The sequence below is a fragment of the Flavobacterium sp. J49 genome (assembly GCF_011742145.1).
In the GTDB taxonomy this organism is placed as follows: domain Bacteria; phylum Bacteroidota; class Bacteroidia; order Flavobacteriales; family Flavobacteriaceae; genus Flavobacterium.
The window spans coordinates 249730-268874 of the sequence record NZ_JAAQQU010000104.1 but is presented as its reverse complement, the minus strand read 5'-3'; the positions used below and the strand labels follow the sequence as shown (position 1 = coordinate 268874).

At 36.0% G+C, this 19145-nt stretch carries 16 protein-coding genes; 5 read left to right on the top strand and 11 right to left on the bottom strand.

Features of this window, described 5'->3' with window-relative positions; all coding sequences use genetic code 11:
* The first annotated feature begins 37 nt into the window (after nt 1-37).
* Nucleotides 38-1012: a YafY family protein gene (locus tag HA632_RS07680; RefSeq protein WP_176306608.1), complete on the top strand. Its 975-nt coding sequence runs from the start codon at nt 38-40 to the stop codon at nt 1010-1012.
* A 67-nt stretch (nt 1013-1079) separates the two neighbouring features.
* On the opposite strand, the gene HA632_RS07675 is transcribed toward HA632_RS07680, so the two are convergent.
* On the bottom strand, nt 1080-1568 hold the full coding sequence (locus HA632_RS07675; RefSeq protein WP_176306607.1) for a DinB family protein: 489 nt from the start codon (nt 1566-1568) through the stop codon (nt 1080-1082).
* Between the two features lie 133 nt (nt 1569-1701).
* On the opposite strand from HA632_RS07675, the gene thiL reads away from it, so the two are divergent.
* Nucleotides 1702-2748, top strand: coding sequence for a thiamine-phosphate kinase (gene thiL, locus HA632_RS07670; protein WP_176306606.1), 1047 nt, complete (start codon nt 1702-1704; stop codon nt 2746-2748).
* A 187-nt stretch (nt 2749-2935) separates the two neighbouring features.
* Here thiL and HA632_RS07665 read toward each other — a convergent pair whose 3' ends face one another.
* The 8 genes from HA632_RS07665 to HA632_RS07630 form a co-directional block, all read right to left on the bottom strand.
* Nucleotides 2936-3601: a response regulator gene (locus HA632_RS07665; protein ID WP_176306605.1), complete on the bottom strand. Its 666-nt coding sequence runs from the start codon at nt 3599-3601 to the stop codon at nt 2936-2938.
* Entirely contained in the window at nt 3598-5649 is a 2052-nt protein-coding gene (locus HA632_RS07660; protein WP_176306604.1) for a tetratricopeptide repeat-containing sensor histidine kinase, read from the bottom strand. The genes HA632_RS07665 and HA632_RS07660 overlap by 4 nt, the downstream gene beginning before the upstream one ends.
* Before the next feature lie 89 nt (nt 5650-5738).
* A complete protein-coding gene (locus HA632_RS07655) occupies nt 5739-5984 on the bottom strand; it encodes a hypothetical protein (protein WP_176306603.1) in 246 nt (81 codons plus the stop codon).
* A gap of 346 nt (nt 5985-6330) precedes the next feature.
* Nucleotides 6331-8364 (bottom strand): tetratricopeptide repeat protein, encoded by a 2034-nt coding sequence (locus tag HA632_RS07650; RefSeq protein ID WP_176306602.1) that lies wholly within the window; start codon nt 8362-8364, stop codon nt 6331-6333.
* Between the two features lie 52 nt (nt 8365-8416).
* Nucleotides 8417-8779, bottom strand: a complete 363-nt coding sequence (locus HA632_RS07645) for a hypothetical protein (RefSeq protein WP_176306601.1) — start codon at nt 8777-8779, stop codon at nt 8417-8419.
* Between the two features lie 310 nt (nt 8780-9089).
* A complete protein-coding gene (locus tag HA632_RS07640) occupies nt 9090-9746 on the bottom strand; it encodes a response regulator (RefSeq protein ID WP_176306600.1) in 657 nt (218 codons plus the stop codon).
* Nucleotides 9747-9778: 32 nt separating this feature from the next.
* On the bottom strand, nt 9779-10663 hold the full coding sequence (locus tag HA632_RS07635; RefSeq protein ID WP_176306599.1) for a LytTR family DNA-binding domain-containing protein: 885 nt from the start codon (nt 10661-10663) through the stop codon (nt 9779-9781).
* A 314-nt stretch (nt 10664-10977) separates the two neighbouring features.
* Nucleotides 10978-12519, bottom strand: coding sequence for a glycine--tRNA ligase (locus HA632_RS07630; RefSeq protein WP_176306598.1), 1542 nt, complete (start codon nt 12517-12519; stop codon nt 10978-10980).
* 97 nt (nt 12520-12616) lie between these two features.
* Here HA632_RS07630 and HA632_RS07625 point away from each other — a divergent pair, with 97 nt between their 5' ends.
* From HA632_RS07625 to HA632_RS07615, 3 genes are all read left to right on the top strand, one after another.
* Nucleotides 12617-13300 carry a ComF family protein gene (locus tag HA632_RS07625; RefSeq protein ID WP_176306597.1) on the top strand — a complete coding sequence of 228 codons (684 nt, stop codon included), beginning with the start codon at nt 12617-12619 and terminating at the stop codon, nt 13298-13300.
* A gap of 71 nt (nt 13301-13371) precedes the next feature.
* The gene (locus HA632_RS07620; protein WP_176306596.1) at nt 13372-13695 is read left to right on the top strand and encodes a hypothetical protein; all 324 of its coding nucleotides are present in this window, start codon (nt 13372-13374) and stop codon (nt 13693-13695) included.
* A gap of 117 nt (nt 13696-13812) precedes the next feature.
* Nucleotides 13813-15405 (top strand): Ig-like domain-containing protein, encoded by a 1593-nt coding sequence (locus tag HA632_RS07615; RefSeq protein WP_176306595.1) that lies wholly within the window; start codon nt 13813-13815, stop codon nt 15403-15405.
* An 80-nt stretch (nt 15406-15485) separates the two neighbouring features.
* Here HA632_RS07615 and HA632_RS07610 read toward each other — a convergent pair whose 3' ends face one another.
* Nucleotides 15486-16256 (bottom strand): nitrilase family protein, encoded by a 771-nt coding sequence (locus tag HA632_RS07610; RefSeq protein ID WP_176306594.1) that lies wholly within the window; start codon nt 16254-16256, stop codon nt 15486-15488.
* Between the two features lie 50 nt (nt 16257-16306).
* Nucleotides 16307-19108, bottom strand: coding sequence for a GH92 family glycosyl hydrolase (locus HA632_RS07605; RefSeq protein ID WP_176306593.1), 2802 nt, complete (start codon nt 19106-19108; stop codon nt 16307-16309).
* Nucleotides 19109-19145: the final 37 nt, after the last annotated feature.

The following is a 19145-nucleotide window of genomic DNA, read 5'->3' as shown; positions in this document are numbered from 1 at the left end:
TACTCGAAAATAGTACCTTTGGGCAAACAGCTTATTTATGTTCGACGAATCTCCTAAACGTTTTGACCGCGTTATCGCAATCCTGATTCAGTTGCAATCCAAAAAGATTGTAAAAGCACAGGAATTGGCAGAACGTTTTGAAGTGAGCTTGCGCACCATTTATCGTGACATCCGAACCTTGGAAGCGTCGGGTGTACCTATTTATGGTGAAGCCGGAATAGGATATTCTTTAGTTGACGGCTACCGATTGCCGCCGGTCATGTTTACCCGTGAAGAGGCCAGCAGTTTTATTGCTGCCGAAAAACTGATGCAGAAATTCATCGACAAGGAATTGGGACAGCATTACCAGTCTGCGATGTTCAAACTCAAATCGGTGATGCAGAGTTCGGATAAGGATTGGGTTTCGAGTATTGAATCAAAGGTGCTGATCCAACCTACTATGGGAAATCTGTTTAATGAAAATGTGCCTAATGCGATGTCGATTCTCTTTAAAAGCGCGGCCGACAAAACTCAGGTAATCCTTGATTACCAAGCGATAGATGCTGATGTGGCTTCTGAAAGAACCATTGAACCTGTTGGTGTTTTTCACGATCATAACAATTGGTATGTGCTGGGATTTTGCCATCTAAGGAATGATTACCGGCAATTTAGAGCTGATCGGATTGAAGGGATCAAAAAAACCCAAAAAGAGTTTACCCAAGAACACGAAACGTTGGAAACTTATCTCAACAAAGAACATGAAATCCCAACGACTAAAGTCCGTATTCTGGTCGACAAGAAAATCAGCAAATATTTGTCTTCCGAAAAGAAATATTATGGGTTTGTTTCCCAAAAAAATACAGGTGATTTGGTAGAAATGACATTTTTATCCCGTGATATAGTTAACGGTTTTGCGCGGTGGTTTTTGATGTTTGCGGATTATGCCGAAATAATAGAACCATTATCCCTGAATGACCGTATTTTGGAGCTGATGGATAATTACCGCCGGCGATTACAAAAAAGCCCCGAATAAATCGAGGCTTTGGCCAACGCACCGCCCGGCTCCTGCAAAAAATAATACACTGAATTTTTTTTCGGCCCTACCAACGTTCCCAGAAGAACGGCGGTTCAATACCAAGCGCTCTGAGATACACATAACCTTGTCCGCGGTGGTGAATTTCGTTATCGATGAAATAAAGGATGTTTTGATAAATCGGAAATTCATATTGTCCGAACAGTTTGAAGGTTTTCTCGAAATCTTCTTCTTTGATATATGGCCAAAGACGGATGATTTCTTCGGTAGCTTCGTCCCATTTTTGCAGGTATTCCGCTTTGGTGTTTAATTTGAAACCTTCTTCCGTATAAGGTTTGATTTCACGAGAAATAATCGCTTTCAAGGCAGGAACCGCAATCGAAAGCAATTCAGAAGTTAATTCAGAAAACGGACGCATTCCGCCGATAGAAAATTCAAAAAAATCTTTTTCCGGGTAAGCTTCAATCACACGGCGGGTCACAAAGCGATGACCCAGCCAGTGGCGTAATAACTGTTCTTTTGAAAGGATTGATGGAGCATTCATTGTAGTGTTCATGAGATGTTTTTTTTGTTTACAGGTCAAAATTAAAAGGGCGGAATGACAACAGTATGTCAGCAGGAATTTGAAAGTTTAAATTTTATTTAAAAAGAGAAACAGTTTGTACCTTTGCAACCTAAAATTGAATAACATGCTCGAAGATAAAACTCCGCAACGCACTTCTCTTTCCCAATTGGGCGAATTTGGTTTGATAGCCCATTTGACCAAAAACTTTGATGTAAAACAGTCCTCAACGTTTAAAAGCATCGGCGATGATGCAGCAGTTTTAGATTTTAAGGGTAAAAAAGCAGTTGTTTCTACGGATTTGTTGATTGAAGGCGTACATTTTGATTTGTCTTATATGCCGTTACGCCATTTGGGGTACAAAGCGGTTGTAGTGAACGTTTCCGATATTTGTGCTATGAATGCTAAACCTACGCAGATAACCGTTTCTGTAGCGGTTTCTAATCGTTTTCCGCTGGAAGCTTTGGAGGAACTGTTTGACGGTATTGCTTTGGCGACCAAATTTTATAATGTGGATGTCATTGGCGGAGATACTACCTCTTCTCAAAAAGGATTGATTATTTCGATTACAGCCATTGGTGAAGCAAATGAAAACGAACTTGTTTATAGAGATGGGGCAAAAGAGGGAGATTTATTGGTGGTAACCGGAGATTTAGGCTCAGCTTATATGGGATTACAGGTTTTGGAACGCGAGAAACAAGTATTTCAGGTGAATCCAAACAACCAACCCGATTTGGATGCTTATACTTATTTAATCGAGCGACAGTTAAAGCCCGAAGCGCGACATGATATAAGAGAGTTATTGCAAAAGTTGGAAGTCAAACCCAGTTCAATGATTGATATTTCGGACGGATTGTCTTCTGAGATTATTCATATTTGTAAGCAAAGTAAAGTTGGTTGTAATTTATACGAAGAAAAAATTCCCGTAGATCCTCAGTTTATCAATGTTTGCGAAGAATTCAATATCGATTCAACTACGGTAGCCATTAATGGTGGTGAAGATTATGAATTACTTTTTACAATTGCTTTAGACGATTTTGATAAGATAAAAGCCAATCCTAATTTTACGGTGATTGGACATTTAACACAAGAGGGTGAAGGGATACACTTAATTACCAGGGCAAATACTAAAATTCCTTTGAAAGCCCGTGGTTGGGACGCTATGGAGCAATAAAAAAAGCGATACCCGAAAGTATCGCTTCCCCCTAAGTCTTGGAAAATTAAACAGTAGTTTGAAGTTCTTTAGCTACTCGATTAATTCTACAAATACTAACCCTGAAATCATTCAGCTAAGTTAAGCATTGTAGTGATGGATTTGATTACGGTTTCCCGCATATTTGTTACGGTTTCCCGTAATATCGTTAAATGACACCTTTATTCTTGGCTTCTCTGATTAAATCAACGTCTGTTCCTCCGGCCACTTCGAGTATTTCTCTGATATTTAATTTTCTTTTCTCTATAGCGCTTAAGGAAAGAGGAATATAGGTTGGCAAATCTTTGGTTTTTACTCCTTTTGACAGATGAAATAGGATTTGTTTGTCGAAAACATCCAATTCAATATTGTTGTATTGGGCTTGACCCACTAATTTAATAACGGTTTGGCTATAGTAACTTTCGTCGTTGATGATTTTGTCAAAGGCAAAAAGCAATTCGTCGAAGGTCAAATCATTTTTGATAATCAGACCGCTTGGGTTGATATTTTTGATGATGTTATTAATCTTCAAAAGCTCGGTATGCATGGTCAAAAGTATGATTTTGCATTGAGGCATTTCGGTTTTCATCAACATGGCCAAATCTTCTCCTGAGTAAATTCCTTTTTCGGCATATTCGGGCATGCTGATGTCAAAAAAGGCAATGTCAAAATGTCTCGATTGGTTTACAATGTTTTCGTAGCCGGTTTTGCAATTATTGGCCTGTGTTACCACAAATTCGTAGCCGTTTTGACTGTATTTGTTAATAGCATTTTTGTAGGCTTCAATAATGAACGGATGGTCATCAACGATTAAAATTTGGATAGGGCTTTTCATTCTTGTTCTACAATTATTGGTTTGGTTTCTATTGGTATGGTTATTACTATTTTAGTTCCGTTGTCTTTTTTAGAATAGATATCGATGATTCCTTTGCAATCGTGTGTTCTGGAAATCATATTTTGCATTCCGATTCCTTTGCTTTTTCTGTTGACATCAAAACCAATTCCGTCATCCTGAATTTTCAAATATACATTTTCTTTATCGCCTTTGATTTCAACAAAAATGTTGTTGGCATTGGCATATTTATTAATGTTTTGCAAACCTTCCTGAAGGATACGGTACATGTTGATTTTGATGGCGTTTCCTATTTTGTCCCAAACAACATTTTCATCTATGGTGTAAGTTACATTGGCTTCAAAGGATGTTTTTTGTTCTTCTAATAAATTATGAACGATGGAAACAAAGTTATTAATTAAAACTTGTTTTTCTCTATTTAAGTCATGTGATATTTCACGAATGTCTTGCTCAATGGTTTTCAGTTCGTTTAGCAATTCGAAACGCTTTTGAACGGCTTCTGCTTCGGTACTTGAATTTAAACTGTCCAGATTTAATCGCAAACCAAACATTCTGCCCAAAACTCCGTCATGTAAATCTTGTGCCAAACGTTTCTTTTCTTTACTACGGCTTTCGTCAATAATAGCCTGTTGCGACATCATCAGATTGTAAATATCTTCATTGGCTTTTTGCTGGGCTTGTTTGTATAGTAACTCTCGAGTTCTGGCGCGTTGTGCTCTTACTACAAAGAGTAACACGACCAAAATAAAAGAAACAACAAAGATGTAGAGTAAGTTACGGTTTTTTTCGGCGAGGCCTTGGTTCTCTTGTTTGATTTCTTCGGTTTCGAGTTCAATACTAGCAAAACGATCCTTAGATTTCCTTTCAATAACTTGAAGGCTATCGCTGAGTTTTACATATTCTTTATTGTAATTTGATGCGTTTGAGATGTCAACATCTGATGCTTGCTGAAGTGATAATAGAATGTCTATAGGTGTTTTTGAAGTTCTTGAAATCTTTAAAGCATTCTTTGCGTATTTTTCAGCGGTTTTTATGTTTCCAATTGAAGCATAGTATTGAGATAAATGTATATTACTTACTATAATATTAGATATTGAATTTAGACTATCTCTTATTTTTAAAGAAGTATAAAACATTTGTGGAAGACCTTCCGTTTTATTTGTTTTTAATTTTGAATATGCTAGATTGTCAAGCAAGTTAGCATACAAATCGGGAAGATCCTTTCTAATTCCTATGTCTTTCAATCCTAAATTAAAATTCTGAATGGCCTTGTTATAATCGTTAAGTTTTTCATAAACAAACCCAATATTGTTATAACAGATTGCCTCACGATGTGTTTTAGATTCTTTTTCTAATTCTTTTGCTTTTTCTAGAGCTTTAGTGTAGTAAATTAATGATTTGTCAAATTCCTTTAGTTCTTCTGAAACATTTCCTAAGACTATTAATGTTTCAAATAACTTTTGTTGTTCATTTAACTCATTAAATAAATTTTGAGCTCTAGTTAAGGATAATTCAGCACCTAAATTGTTGCCTCCCTTGTATTGTACCATTCCTTTGTTTAGTAATACATTAGCAAGATTGAGACGGTCATTTAGATTTTGATAAAGTTTTTCGGATTTAAAATAATAGTAAAAAGAACTATCTAAAACATTTTTACTTTTAAAATAAAATGCTTTACTTCTATATGCAACCCCTAAATTAATTGAGTCGTTTGTCTTTTTTGAAAGTTTTAATAAATATTTTGAAGTGTTGTTAACACTTTCTAGGTCATTTATATAATAGTATTCAAAAATAATCTTTGACAAGTAATTTCTTGATTGCAAAGAATTATCTCCATTGCTAACTATTTCATAAGCCTTGTCTATTAATTTTTTTTTCTCAAAAAAAGAAGGTTTGCTTTTTGAAAGATTTAAAATTTTTTCAACACTATCATTTCTTTCATTTTTTAAATTAGTACTCTCTTTCTCATCCTTTTTTGAACAAGAAAATAATGAAATTAAAATGATTAAAAAGAAAAGTTTTGTTTTCAAGTATTAGTTAGTTTCTCCAAAACTACAAATTATATCAAAAAAAAACTATCGCTTATGCGATAGTTTTAAATGTTGTCTGTATGTTTATTTTACATTGAAGGTCTTGGATCTTGTTTTCCACCAGTTTCAAAAGTCAACATAGTCGGAGTCGGATCTTGCTTTCCACCAGTTTCATAGGTTAACATAGTTGGTCTTGGATCTTGCTTTCCACCAGTTTCATAGGTTAACATAGTTGGTCTTGGATCTTGCTTTCCACCAGATTCCACAGGTGTAGTAAAAGAAGTAACTACTAGCATCAAAGCTAATAGTCCGAAAGTTGTTGCTAATTTTTTCATAATTTGAGACTTTTTATTGTTAATGTTTTTGTTTCGTTTTAATGAGCGTGAGCTTTTAATGATTTGAGGGCTTTCACACTTTCACGATGTAAAACTAAAAAGGATGTCTCTGTGAATCCCTATAAATAAAGGTGTTTATGGTAGAATGACCTCGTTTGTGAGTGAATGATGGTCAAATCTTGGTGGATGATTTTGGTGGTTTTGCTAAAATTTCGGATAATTATATAAGATTGTTGAAAACCTCTTAGTTTGAGGTTAACACAAAAGCAATAAATAATACAATTGTTTTGATGAAGACAGGAAGCTTCTTTTTGGAGGCAAACAATCTTTGAAAAATAAGATTATTTTAAATTTCTTTTGAAGGGATAGAGATATTGATTTTAGTTCCGTAGTTGGGTTTTGATGAAAGGCTAAATTTTCCTTTCATCATCTTTACTCGATGTTTCATATTTTTTATGCCGATCCCCTTTTTACTATCGGCAGAATTAAATCCAATACCATCGTCGGTAATTAAAAGGCAAATATTTTTTCGGTCTATCAAAAAGTTGATTGTGGCATTTTTTGCCATTGCATATTTGCTAATGTTATAACAAGCTTCTTGTACTATGCGATATAAATTCATTTTTTTGCTGTCGGAGATATTATTCCAATTGATGTCTCGATTGATTTCCAGGAAGAAGTTTGTAGAATTGGTTCTGTTTTGGTCCTCTATCAAATCTTTTAATAACCTTTCAAAGCTATCTGAACTGTAAATGGTTTTCTGGTTTAAGTCATGAGCAACATTCCTGATTTCTTTCTCAATATTTTGGATATCATGGATATGATTCAAACAGTTCTGAATGGTGTTGTCATCGCGACTGATTGACAATATGGAAAGATTGAGCCGGGTACTGGCCAATTTATTCATTATGCCGTCGTGTAATTCTATACCGATGCGTTTTTTTTCTTGCTGCCTAACTTCTTCTTCTTTAATTTTTTGCGCTAACATCAACTGGTAAATGTCTTCATTGGCTTTTTGTTCGGTTTCTTTTAAGCGAAGTTCTTTTTGTTTTAATCTTTGTCGAGCGATGATGAAAATTAGGATGGCAATAATCAGAATTGCTGTGGCAACCGCAATAACAACAGCTTTCTGTTTCAAAGCGGTTTGTTTTTGTTGGATTATTTCATCGGTTTCCAATTGGATTTTATAATATTGATTTCTGGCCTGTCTCTCAGCAAAAAGAATACTGTCATTTATTCGATGGTATTCTTTGATGTAGATTGGAGCTTTTTTTGGGTTGATACTACCCGCATGGCTTAGAGCGGTTAGAAAATAATAGGGAGCATTAGCCTCTTTTGACAACCTCAAAGCTGATTCAGCATGAGCATTAGCTTTTGCCGTATCTCCTTTTTTAATGAAATATTCAGATAAATAAATATCACTTACTGCACTCTCATTTTTTATTCCTAAGTCATCAAATATTTTTTTGGCCTCTTCAAATATAAAGGACAAGTTTACGTTTTTGTTTGTTTTTAAATAACAATAACCAAGATTGTTTAGTAGATACCCATATAATTCAGAGTCATCATGCTTTATGTTCTTTTCCTTCAAAGCTTTTTTAAAGTAGTAAATAGCTTCATCAAACTTTCTCTGTTCCCTTAAAGCATTGCCAATGTTGTTTAAGCATGTGCCTGCAGAAAAGTTATTCTTACGATTATAAACATTATGCTTTTTAATTATATAAAGAGCTTCTTGAAAAGTTAAAATTGCTTTTTCATACTCTTTCATACTATGATAGGAATTGCCTAAGATTAATAAACAGAGTACAATTTTATAATGATGTTTTGTTTTTTTTAAATAGTTATATGATTTTTTTGCTGATAATTCAGCTCCTAAATAATCATCTAAATAGAGCTGAACCAAAGCTTTTTTATTATAAACAAAAGCTAGATTATTTTTATCTTTAATTTTTAAATATAGTTGTTCCGCTTTTAAATAATAATATATTGCAGAATCATAGACATATAATTTTTTAAAATATTGGCCTTTGTTTTCATAATATTTAGCTATCCGGAGAGTATCTTTAGCTATTTCACTTTTCTTAAAATTTATTTTAGATATGGTTTCGAATTTAGTAGTTTGATTAGTGTTTAATTGATTTCTAGAAATTTCGTTCAAATACTCCCTAGTCAAACTATCATTTTTCTCCAAATCCAAAAAGCTTAAAGCCTTGTCATTGTATTTGGCTCTATCCTCAAGTTCAATGGTATCATTTCCCGCTAAGGCCAAGTATTTTTGAATCGAATCGTTCGTAGGCAAACTGTTGTTGTCAGCTGCCTTAGGGTTACACCCGCAGAGAATTATAAGTAACAATAATAAAAATCCAAATCCTTTATTCATGAAGCCAATTTAAGTAAAAATCGTATTTTTTCGGTTTAATATTCAACAATGGCTATTCTGATGCAATAATTATCAATTGCTTTCGCAATTTTTTTATAGCAGTTATGATTGTTTGTGAAGATCCAGTGACAGAACCGGATATGGTACGTGATTCATCTGTTGAAGTGATTGTAATAGAAATTTCTATGGTTAAGTTTGGATGTTTTTCTTTTTTGTTGGAAAGATTCTCGGTTGGAATTTCATCAAATATTTTCTCCGAATTCTCCTCAAAATCCTGAATAGAATGAAATTCATACGTGATAATGTCTTCTCCCGATTTGATTTTCAAAAAGGTAGATTCTTGTTTGTCTCTACTTTGTGAAATAGCAAAAAAGGGAACCAATACAACAATCAGAAACCGGGATAATTTTTTCATGCTTTCGTTAATGGGTTAAATAAAACAGCCCAGCTTTAAGTCGTCCAAAACATCAAAGCATAGGCTGTTTGTGGTTCGTTTTGCTTACTCCTGTTTAATAACTAACCCAAAATAAACAGAACAAAATTTCAATTAATTTTCCACCAAATAAAATACCACTTTCATCCGGCTTCATACTCAAGATGGTAAGTCTTGTTTCTTTACCAATAAACAACTGAATTTTTTATCGAGGTAAAATTAAAAGCTAGTAATGACTTTTTGTTACACTAAAAGTGTACATTTTCTAAAATTGGATAGGGAAGTTGAGGATTTAAATCAAGCCTTGCTTTCTGGCTTCTCTTAAAATGTCTTCATCAGTGCCTTTTTCTACATTAAAAAATTCTTTGATAAAGACTTTACGTTTGTCAATTGCACTTTTGGAGAGATGTAAATGATCGGGTAAGTTTTTGGTTTTTATGCCTTCGGATAAAAGTGTTATGATTTGTCGGTTGTAGCTGTCCAAAACCTCGACCTTTTCTGCCAATTCTTTCTTCAAACTTTGAATGGTACTGCTGAAGTAGTTTTCGCCTCTGACAATAGTATCAAAAGCTACCAAAAATTCATCTGCTAAAAAATCACTTTTGACCAACAAGCCTTCCGGGTCGCATTCCGTTATTAATTTGAGCAATAAAAGCGAAGAGGAATGAGAGGTAAGCATCATTATTTTGGACTCTGGTAAATACTTTCTGATTACAGGAACCAAATCAGCACCACAATGAATTTTTTTCCCCGGATAGGGTGGCATGGTGTAATCGACCATCACCACATCAAATGAATTTCTGGTGGTTGAAATCAATTGATAAGCAGACTCACAATTGAAAGCTGTTTGTATATTTAGAGTATATCCATAGGGATTGTAAGACAATATCGACTTATAGCCTTCAATAATGGGAGGATGATCATCAATTATTAATACAGTTACTTCCATACTTAAATTTTAGTAAATGTATTATTTTTCTTCTATATCTCCAAATAATTTCCGCCTGCAATGCGGTTGATAATTAAATCAACATTTTCCTTATAAGATTTGGAGAACGGTAATTTAGTAGTTGAGTTTTTAATGTAACAAACCGTATTTCCGGTGTGAATCCTCGATACTTGGTCGACATTAATGATGTAGCTGTTGTGGATGCGCAAGAATTGTGTTTGCGGCAAAACTGTTTCAAAATGCTTTAAAGTTTTGAATGCCGTAATCATTTCGCCATTGTTCAAATGAATATCGGTAGAGTTGTTGTCGGCTTCAAAATAAAGCACATCATTGGAGTCAATATAGCGGTAATCGCCATAAGATTTTATACAAATTACTAACGATTGTTGTTTCTGAAGGATAACTTGATTTTCTACGGCTACCGGCATGGCTTTTACTTCAACATCGTGTTCAGCCGTTTCTATTTCTTCGGTCAGGGTTTCGTCCAGTACTTCAAAAGTCGCTGCCGGATTTTTGACTTCCATGTGTGGTAAATCAGACTTTATAGCGCGGTCAAATTTCAGTATCGCTTTTCTGAAATCATTAATGTCTAAAGGTTTCAACAAATAATCAACGACTTCATATTTCAAGGCTTCATAAGCCAAATCTTTTTTGGAAGTTGTAATGATAATTTTGGGAACTACACTCAAATAACGATACAATTCATTAATCAACGATAAAGCAAGATTGCTCTTTTTATCTGAAGGATCGATTTCGAGAAAAACAAGATGAGGTTGGTGTTCCAAGATTAGATTCACCCCTTCGTCATAACTATTGGCCGATGCGACGAAAGACAAGTTACGAAAGCGCTCAGCAATTACCTGAGTTTTCGTGACATCGTCTTGATTGTCATCAATTATTATGTAAGTATGACTCATTAACGCTTATCCGTTGATTTAGGGACAGCATTTTCTGATTAAATTAACGGGTAGTTTTGGGGAAACTATTTTGTTAAACTAAATATTAGTATTAAAAATTAAACACAAAAATAAAAACGACCAAACGTGCCGATTTTCGTTGTAACGAAATTATACCATCGATTTGTGAGTTTTTCAAATTGTTGACAGAATCACCGAATCTGTTAATATGTGCATTTAAACCAAGAAGAATACTTACAAAAAATAAAAAATCCCAAACTCGTATCGGAATTTGGGATTTTCTTCCGCCTTCGCGGAAATGAGAATTTATGGTGTTACATTTTCATCAGCCAGTTTCTCATCGAAACTTCGTTGCCGATGATGTTTCTCAATTCGGATATTTTAACGCGGTCTTGCGCCATCGAATCTCTATGGCGAATTGTAACCGTTTCGTCTTCCAATGTTTGGTGATCCACCGTGATACAGAAAGGCGTTCCCAACGCATCTTGTCTTCTGTAACGACGACCAACCGCATCTTTTTCGTCATAAGCCACGTTGAAATCCCATTTCAAATCTTCGATGATTTTTTGGGCTACTTCCGGCAAACCGTCTTTTTTTACTAAAGGTAAAACCGCTGCTTTAGTAGGCGCTAAAACACTTGGCAAACGCAAAACAGTACGGGTTGAACCATCTTCTAACGTTTCTTCTTTTAATGCTGTTGCAAAAACCGCCAAGAACATTCTGTCCAAACCAACCGAAGTTTCTACTACATAAGGCACGTAGTTTGAATTGGTTTCGTTGTCAAAATACTGTAGTTTTTTACCCGAATATTGTTCGTGTGCTTTCAAATCGAAATCGGTTCTCGAGTGAATTCCTTCTAATTCTTTGAAACCAAAAGGGAAATTAAATTCGATATCCGCAGCCGCATTCGCGTAGTGTGCTAATTTTTCGTGGTCGTGGAAACGGTAATTTACTGCGCCTAACCCTAAGGATAAATGCCAGTTCAAACGAGTCGTTTTCCAATACTCGTACCATTTCATCTCTTCACCCGGTTTTACAAAAAACTGCATTTCCATTTGTTCAAATTCACGCATACGGAAAATAAACTGACGCGCTACAATTTCATTACGGAACGCTTTTCCGGTTTGGGCAATTCCAAAAGGAATTTTCATTCTTCCGGTTTTTTGAACGTTTAGGAAATTCACAAAAATACCTTGAGCCGTTTCCGGACGCAAGTACAAATCCATAGCATTTTCTGCAGAAGCGCCTAGTTTGGTGCCAAACATCAAGTTGAATTGCTTCACATCCGTCCAGTTTCTGGAACCGGTTTCCGGATCGGCGATTTCTAACTCTTCGATTAAGGCTTTTACATCTTCTAAATCTCCGGCACCAAGCGAACGACCCATTCTTTCGAGAATTTCACGCTCTTTGGCCAAGTATTCCATCACTCGCGGATTGGTCGTTTTGTATTGTTCTTCGTCAAAAGAAGCTCCAAAACGCTCGCGGGCTTTTTCAATTTCTTTTTTGGCTTTCAGGTTTAATTTTTCGGCATAATCCTCAATTAAAACATCGGCTCTGTATCTTTTTTTAGAATCCTTGTTGTCAATCAACGGATCGTTGAACGCATCAACGTGACCCGAAGCTTTCCAAGTGGTCGGATGCATCAAAATCGCGGCGTCTAAACCGACAATGTTTTCATGCATTTGCACCATGGCTTTCCACCAATATTCTCTAATGTTCTTTTTTAATTCGACTCCGTTTTGAGCATAATCATACACTGCGCTCAAACCATCATATATTTCGCTTGACGGAAAAATAAATCCGTACTCTTTTGCATGCGAAACTACATTCTTAAATAAATCTTCTTGTTTTGCCATAATGCTGCAAAAATATAAAAAGCGATGATAAAAAAAGGCTTAAAAATCAATTAGAATAGAAAATTTTTATAATTTTATGTAAGAAAATTACTTTTTTATGTGGAATCACTTGGTCAATTTATTTTTTCCAAAGTCGTGCGCGGGTTGTCACGCTATTTTGTTAAGCGACGAAAAGGTGATTTGTACCCAGTGCCGACACGAAATTCCGCTCACCAATCACCACAAAATAGAAGAGAACGAAATCTTCCAAAAGCTCTATGGTAGAATTCCGCTCGAGTTTGGCGCCGCCTTGTTTTATTTCCACAAAAAAGGGATTGTTCAGGAAATGATGCACCAACTCAAATACAAAGGCAATCAAGAAATCGGGACAATCGTCGGCGATTGGTATGCGTCAGAATTAAAAGATTTGGAACAGATGAAAAATATCGATTACATCATTCCGGTTCCGTTGCACAAAAGAAGGTTTCGCGAACGCGGTTACAATCAGGTGACGACTTTCGGTAAATCATTGGCACAAAATTTAAACATTCCTTATGAGGAAAATGTTTTGCAACGAAAATTGTATACCAAAACCCAAACCAAAAAGTCGCTTTTGGGCAGAGCTGATATCAACAAAACCATATTTGACGTTAATTTTTCCGAAAACCACCACGACAAACATTTTTTGCTCATAGATGATGTAATGACAACCGGTTCAACCCTTGAAGCTTGCAGCCGCGAACTGCTCAAAATCCCCAATGCCAAAATCAGTATCGTTTGTATGGCTATGGCACATAGTTAATTTATATAAATTGTAAGAAATAGATATATTTTCTTATATTCGTGTCAGATTAACCTTTAAATACAGTGTTTATGAAAAAAATCTTTTTATTACTCGCTATGCTTGTTTCGTTACAAAGTTGTTTCAGTTATAAAGCAATGGACAATGATCCGTCAAAGATGGAAGTAGGCAAAACCTACAAGATTGAACGGAATCATAAATACGCTAAAGTGGTTTTCCATGGTATCAAAGACAGCACGATACTGGTGAATGAAAAATTTGAGGAAAAACAAGTTCCTGTAAAAGACATTACTAACATCAAAAAAAGAAACTTCTCAGTAATTAAGACGATAGTTTATCCTTTATCTGTAATTGCCGTTCTTTCCGGCATGTATATTATAGTGCTGTCAAATTAATTTCAAAGGAAAATAAATATGATTAGTTAGCAATACTATTCAATTTGTTAAGTTTCGGCTAAAACATTTCATTCACACTAAATATAATTGTTATTTTGTGCTTTGAAAAAATGCTTTATGCCAAAATATAACTTCAAATATTTTTCTTTACTGTTATTGCTTTTAACCATTGGTTGTGCCAAACGAGGTTCAATAACCGGTGGTGACAAAGACACACTCGCACCGGTTTTAAAATCGAGTTTGCCGAAAAATTTTTCAACCAATTTTACCGGAAAAGAAATCAAGTTGGTTTTTGATGAATATGTAAAGCTGAAAAATGCCAACAAACAACTGATTATTTCCCCGCCGTTGAAATACCAGCCGGAGATTTTGCCTTATACCGCCAGTAAAACACTCACAATTAAAATAAAAGATACTTTACAGCCCAATACCACTTACAGTTTTAATTTTGGCCAAAGCATAGAAGACAACAACGAAGGCAATCCGTATTCGCAATTCAAATACATTTTTTCTACCGGAAGTTATATCGATTCCTTGGCGTTGAATGTTAGGATAAAAGATGCTTTGGAGAAAAAAACAGACAACTTTGTTTCGGTAATGTTGTATGAAATTAACGAGCAATTTAACGATTCCACGATTTATAAAGAAACACCGAGATACATTACCAACACCTTGGACAGTTTGGAAGTGGTTAAATTGGAAAACTTAAAAGCCGGAAAATATCTTTTGGTCGCCTTGAAAGACAACGGAAATAACAAATACAACCCAAAATCAGACAAAATAGGATTCCAAAAACAGTACATCACCATTCCGAATGACACGATTTTTGAAGTCGAATTATTTAAAGAAATCCTACCGTTTAAAGCACTTAAACCTTCACTAGCGGCCAAAAGCAGATTGTTAATGGGTTATGAAGGTCAGCCTAAAAATGCCAAAGTAACACTCAAAAAGGGTTCCGAAATCATTCCAACTTTGGTTACCCAAATGCCCAAAAAGGATTCACTGCAAATTTGGTTCAAACCCATAAAAGTCGATTCGCTTCAGCTAAGTGTTGAAAAAGACAATTTTAAAGAAGATTTTACCGTAAAAATAAACGCAGCCAAAGCAGATACCCTGAGTATAAGCCCAACTTTCACAGGGAATTTACCATTACGTGAACGATTTTCGCTTAGCAGTACAATCCCTTTAGTGAAATTTGACAAATCAAAGATAAGCGTCACCAATAAAGATTCTGTGGCGGTCAATTTCACAACCGAATACGATGATTTCAATCAAAAACTCTACATAGATTTCAAAAAAGAACCTTTGGAAAGGTACACCATTGAAGCCATGCCCGGTGCTTTAACCGATTTCTATGACAAGCAAAACGATACCTTGACGTATAGGATAAACACCAAGAATCTTTCGGATTACGGGAATTTAAGAGTCATTCTGGAAAACGTCAAAAAGTTTCCGCTAATTGTTGAACTCACAGATAAAGACGGGAAGGTCAAGTATTCCGAATATACGGAAACGGCCACCGTTAACTTTGACGCCATAGAACCGGCCAAATATACCTTGAGAATTATTTATGACGACAACAAAAACAAGGTTTGGGACACCGGAAGCTATCTGGAAAAACGCCAAACCGAAGAAGTCATTTATTTTCCCAAAGAAATTGATGTGCGCGCCAATTGGGATGTGGAACAACCGTTTAATCTTGGTGGATAGTTTTTCTCAACCACAAAAAGGGAAAAAGATTTTCAAAAGACATAAAGGCCTTTGTGTCTTTTTCTTTGTGTCTTTTGTGTTTAAACTATTTTAAATTCATCTTTATCCTCCAAAAAAGCCAATTTTCGTCTAGTTTCCAATTGTTTTTCTTGGTCCAACTCCACTATAAAAACACTATCGGTTTCTTGTGGTTCCAATAAATAATTCCCTAAAAAGTCAACGGCTTGCGAATGACCTACGTATTCTAAACCGTTATTGTCAGTACCAATTCTATTAACACCAATCACATAACTCATGTTTTCGACCGCACGTGCTTTGAGCAAAATATCCCAAGCGTTAATGCGTGGTTTGGGCCAATTGGCTACATAAATAAGCAAATCATAATTTTCCACATTTCGGGCAAAAACCGGAAAGCGCAAATCATAACAAATCAGCGGACAAATCTTGAATCCTTTGTAGTCGATGAGTATTTTTTCGGTTCCGGCGGTATACACTTTGTCTTCTCCTGCCAAAGTAAACAAATGTCTTTTGTCGTAAGTTTGGATGTCGCCATTCGGAAAAACAAACACCAATCGATTGTAAAAATTACCGTTTTCTGCTATTACTAAACTTCCTGTGATTGCACAGTTTTTGGCTTTCGCCAAATGTTGGAGCCAAGAAATCGTTTCGCCTTGCATCGTTTCGGCAATGGTTTTCGGACTCATCGTAAAACCGGAAGAAAACATTTCAGGAAGCACAATCAAATCAACTTCTTCCATAAAACCGGTAATTTTTTGTGCCAAATGACTGCGGTTTTCGGTTGGGTTTTCCCAAGTTAATGACGATTGGATTAGGGCGATTTTTAATTTCATGGTTTATATTTTAGCCACAGACCTGTCTGCCGACAGGCAGGTTAAACGGATTATTTTATGGTTATTTCATCAATAAAAATAAATGCATCGCCATTGTATGGATAACCTAAATGCCATTCCGGTAGTTTCCCGTAATTATAGGCTTTCACTTTAACATATCTGGCTTTAAGTGTTTTTGAAGTTATTAAATTGAAATCTTTTATTTCGTTTTCATCTGTTTTTGGGTCAATATCGTTGTCAACTGTTCCGGCTAAAGTGAAATTGATATTGTCCGAAGAAATATAGTATTCCACTTTGGTCGGCATCAAAATCCAAGAACGTTGGTCTTGCAGAAAAGTACTGTGAAACGCTGTTATGGTTTGTTCTTTCTGCATATCGATAATCGCTTCAAAATCTTGTGTTTGGTAGCCTTGCCAATCGCCTTTGCGCCAATTGGTGGTTCCGTTGATGCCATCCAACAAACCTTCAGCGCCACCGGCATGGTATTGTGGGTTGTAAGTCGATTTGAGCTCGATAGTATAATTGTTGGGTTTTTTGAAGAATGAGGATGAAATAGTATCGCTTATCTTTCCATAGCCGTTATTGGAATAGAATTTTACTTGAGCAGTTTCTGTTAGTGTCAATTCATTATTGAAACGTTGAAAAGGTTTCCCATTAACACTATAAAAATATTCAGTAGCCTTATCAAATGAATCGAATTTCACCAAAAGCTTATCTTTAAAAGCCTTGCCATCTGCAACAATTACAGGAACTGCAACAATATTTGGACTATTTATTGGTTTTATCCAATTGTCTTTTGTCATGGCTATGCCTAATCTTGATTTGTTTGAGTTTTCATTTAACAACTGTGATGTTCCGTCTTCAAAATTGATTTTAACGGATTTGAAAAGAGGCTTTGTTTCTTGCCATTCTGCTTTCCCCGGCGTAACCGCATAAATCCCCATCGAACTCAACACATACCAAGCGCTCATTTGACCACAATCTTCATTGCCAATCAAACCATCAGGAGTATTTTTGTAGAACTCATTTAAAATATAATTGATTCTTTTGGCCGTTTTCTCGGGTTTCCCAATGTAATTGTACAAATAAGTCATGTGATGACTGGGTTCGTTACCGTGCGCATATTGACCAATCAAACCGGTTACATCCACTTGTTCTCTACCGGTAGTTTTGCTTTCGCTGTTGAACATTTCGTCGAGTTTGGCTTCAAATTTTTCGGCTCCGCCGTATGCTTCAATCATCCCCGGAATGTCTTGCGGCACGAAAAAAGAATAATGCCACGAGTTGCCTTCGGTGAAGTTGTTATTGACTTCTCTCGGGTCAAAAGGCTTGTCCCAACCGCCGTTTTTCTTTGGTCGCATAAAACCGGTATTCCAATCAAAAACATTCTTCCAGCTTTGGGAACGTTTCATAAAGTAATCGTAATCGTCTTTTTTGTTTAAAATCATCGCCATTTGGGCAATACACCAATCGTCATAAGCATATTCCACGGTTTTGGAAACGCTTTCGTGTTCGTCATCCATCGAAATAAAACCTTGTCTTTTATAAGCTTCCAACCCTAAATTATCCAACATCGCAGAATGTTTGGCAGCTTTAAAGGCCAGTTCATAGTCAAAACCGGTTAATCCTTTCGCCATCGCATCTGCCATCACGGAAACCGAGTGGTAACCAATCATACAATCCGTTTCATTCGACGCCAATTCCCAAACGGGCAATCTTCCACCTTGTTCGTATTGTTTTAAAAACGTATTGATAAAATCTACCGTGCGCTTTTTTTCGATTAAAGTATACAACGGATGCGCGCCACGGAAAGTATCCCAAAGGGAAAATACAGAGTAATAATCAAAACCTTCCGCTTTGTGAATTTTATTGTCGCGACCTCGGTATTTGCCGTCGATATCTTGAGCAATATTCGGTTGCACCATCGTATGGTATAAAGCGGTGTAGAAAATGGCTAGTTTGTCTTTATCGGTTTCAGTAATTTCTATTTTGGCTAATTGTTGGTTCCAAAGTTGCTCGGCGGCTTTTTGAACTTTACTAAAATCCCAACCCGTAATTTCGCTCATGTTCAATTTGGCGCCTTCGTAACCCGTTGGCGACAACGCTACTTTGACCCAAATTTTATCGCCTTTGCTCACTTTTTTAGAAAAACTCAAAGCCAATTGTGTTCCGGTAAACAGTTTGTCAGTTGAAGTGGCTTGTGCCGAATTGTTATTTCTGATTTTGTTGATTTGCATCGGTTGGCTGAACTCAATTCGGGCAAAAACGTATTGGTCTTTCGCCCAGGCCTCGCTTCTTCTAAGAATTTCGATGGTTTTGGCATTCACGATTCGCACTTCGCCTTGCAATAATTTATCGCGGTGGTTTAAATCCAAAATGATATTGGCTTTGCCCGAATTATTAAAAGTATATTGGTGAAAACCAACGCGAGTAGAAGAAGTCAAAGCCACGTCAATGTTGTGTTTATCGAGTTTAACCGAATATAATCCTGCCGTTGCTCTTTCATTGGCATGTGAAAAAGTAGAACTGTAATCTTTAGTATTTAACATTGGTTCACCCATGGTTGGCATCAACATAATATCGCCATAATCGGTACAACCGGTTCCGTTTAAGTGAGTGTGTGAAAAACCGTAAATCGTATTGTCGTCATAATGATAACCTGAACAACCGTCCCAACTACCGTCAATTCGAGTATCGGGAGATAATTGGACCATTCCGAAAGGCACTGTTGCGCCGGGATAAGTATGGCCGTGACCACCGGTTCCAATCATTGGATTAACGTGTTGGTAGAGATTTTGACCAAAAATGGAAATCGAAAAAAGTAAAAGTAAGCTTGATAGTGAAAGTCTCATTGTGTTTGTTGTTAGTATTCCCAAAGATAGAAAATGC

Coding starts and splice junctions, on each gene's coding strand:
- HA632_RS07615 (WP_176306595.1), top strand. CDS start 13,813: ATGCCAAAATATAACTTCAAATATTTTTCTTTACTGTTATTGCTTTTA.
- HA632_RS07675 (WP_176306607.1), bottom strand. CDS start 1,568: ATGAACACTACAATGAATGCTCCATCAATCCTTTCAAAAGAACAGTTA.
- HA632_RS07630 (WP_176306598.1), bottom strand. CDS start 12,519: ATGGCAAAACAAGAAGATTTATTTAAGAATGTAGTTTCGCATGCAAAA.
- HA632_RS07635 (WP_176306599.1), bottom strand. CDS start 10,663: ATGAGTCATACTTACATAATAATTGATGACAATCAAGACGATGTCACG.
- HA632_RS07625 (WP_176306597.1), top strand. CDS start 12,617: ATGTGGAATCACTTGGTCAATTTATTTTTTCCAAAGTCGTGCGCGGGT.
- HA632_RS07680 (WP_176306608.1), top strand. CDS start 38: ATGTTCGACGAATCTCCTAAACGTTTTGACCGCGTTATCGCAATCCTG.
- HA632_RS07645 (WP_176306601.1), bottom strand. CDS start 8,779: ATGAAAAAATTATCCCGGTTTCTGATTGTTGTATTGGTTCCCTTTTTT.
- HA632_RS07655 (WP_176306603.1), bottom strand. CDS start 5,984: ATGAAAAAATTAGCAACAACTTTCGGACTATTAGCTTTGATGCTAGTA.
- HA632_RS07640 (WP_176306600.1), bottom strand. CDS start 9,746: ATGGAAGTAACTGTATTAATAATTGATGATCATCCTCCCATTATTGAA.
- HA632_RS07665 (WP_176306605.1), bottom strand. CDS start 3,601: ATGAAAAGCCCTATCCAAATTTTAATCGTTGATGACCATCCGTTCATT.
- HA632_RS07605 (WP_176306593.1), bottom strand. CDS start 19,108: ATGAGACTTTCACTATCAAGCTTACTTTTACTTTTTTCGATTTCCATT.
- HA632_RS07610 (WP_176306594.1), bottom strand. CDS start 16,256: ATGAAATTAAAAATCGCCCTAATCCAATCGTCATTAACTTGGGAAAAC.
- HA632_RS07620 (WP_176306596.1), top strand. CDS start 13,372: ATGAAAAAAATCTTTTTATTACTCGCTATGCTTGTTTCGTTACAAAGT.
- HA632_RS07650 (WP_176306602.1), bottom strand. CDS start 8,364: ATGAATAAAGGATTTGGATTTTTATTATTGTTACTTATAATTCTCTGC.
- thiL (WP_176306606.1), top strand. CDS start 1,702: ATGCTCGAAGATAAAACTCCGCAACGCACTTCTCTTTCCCAATTGGGC.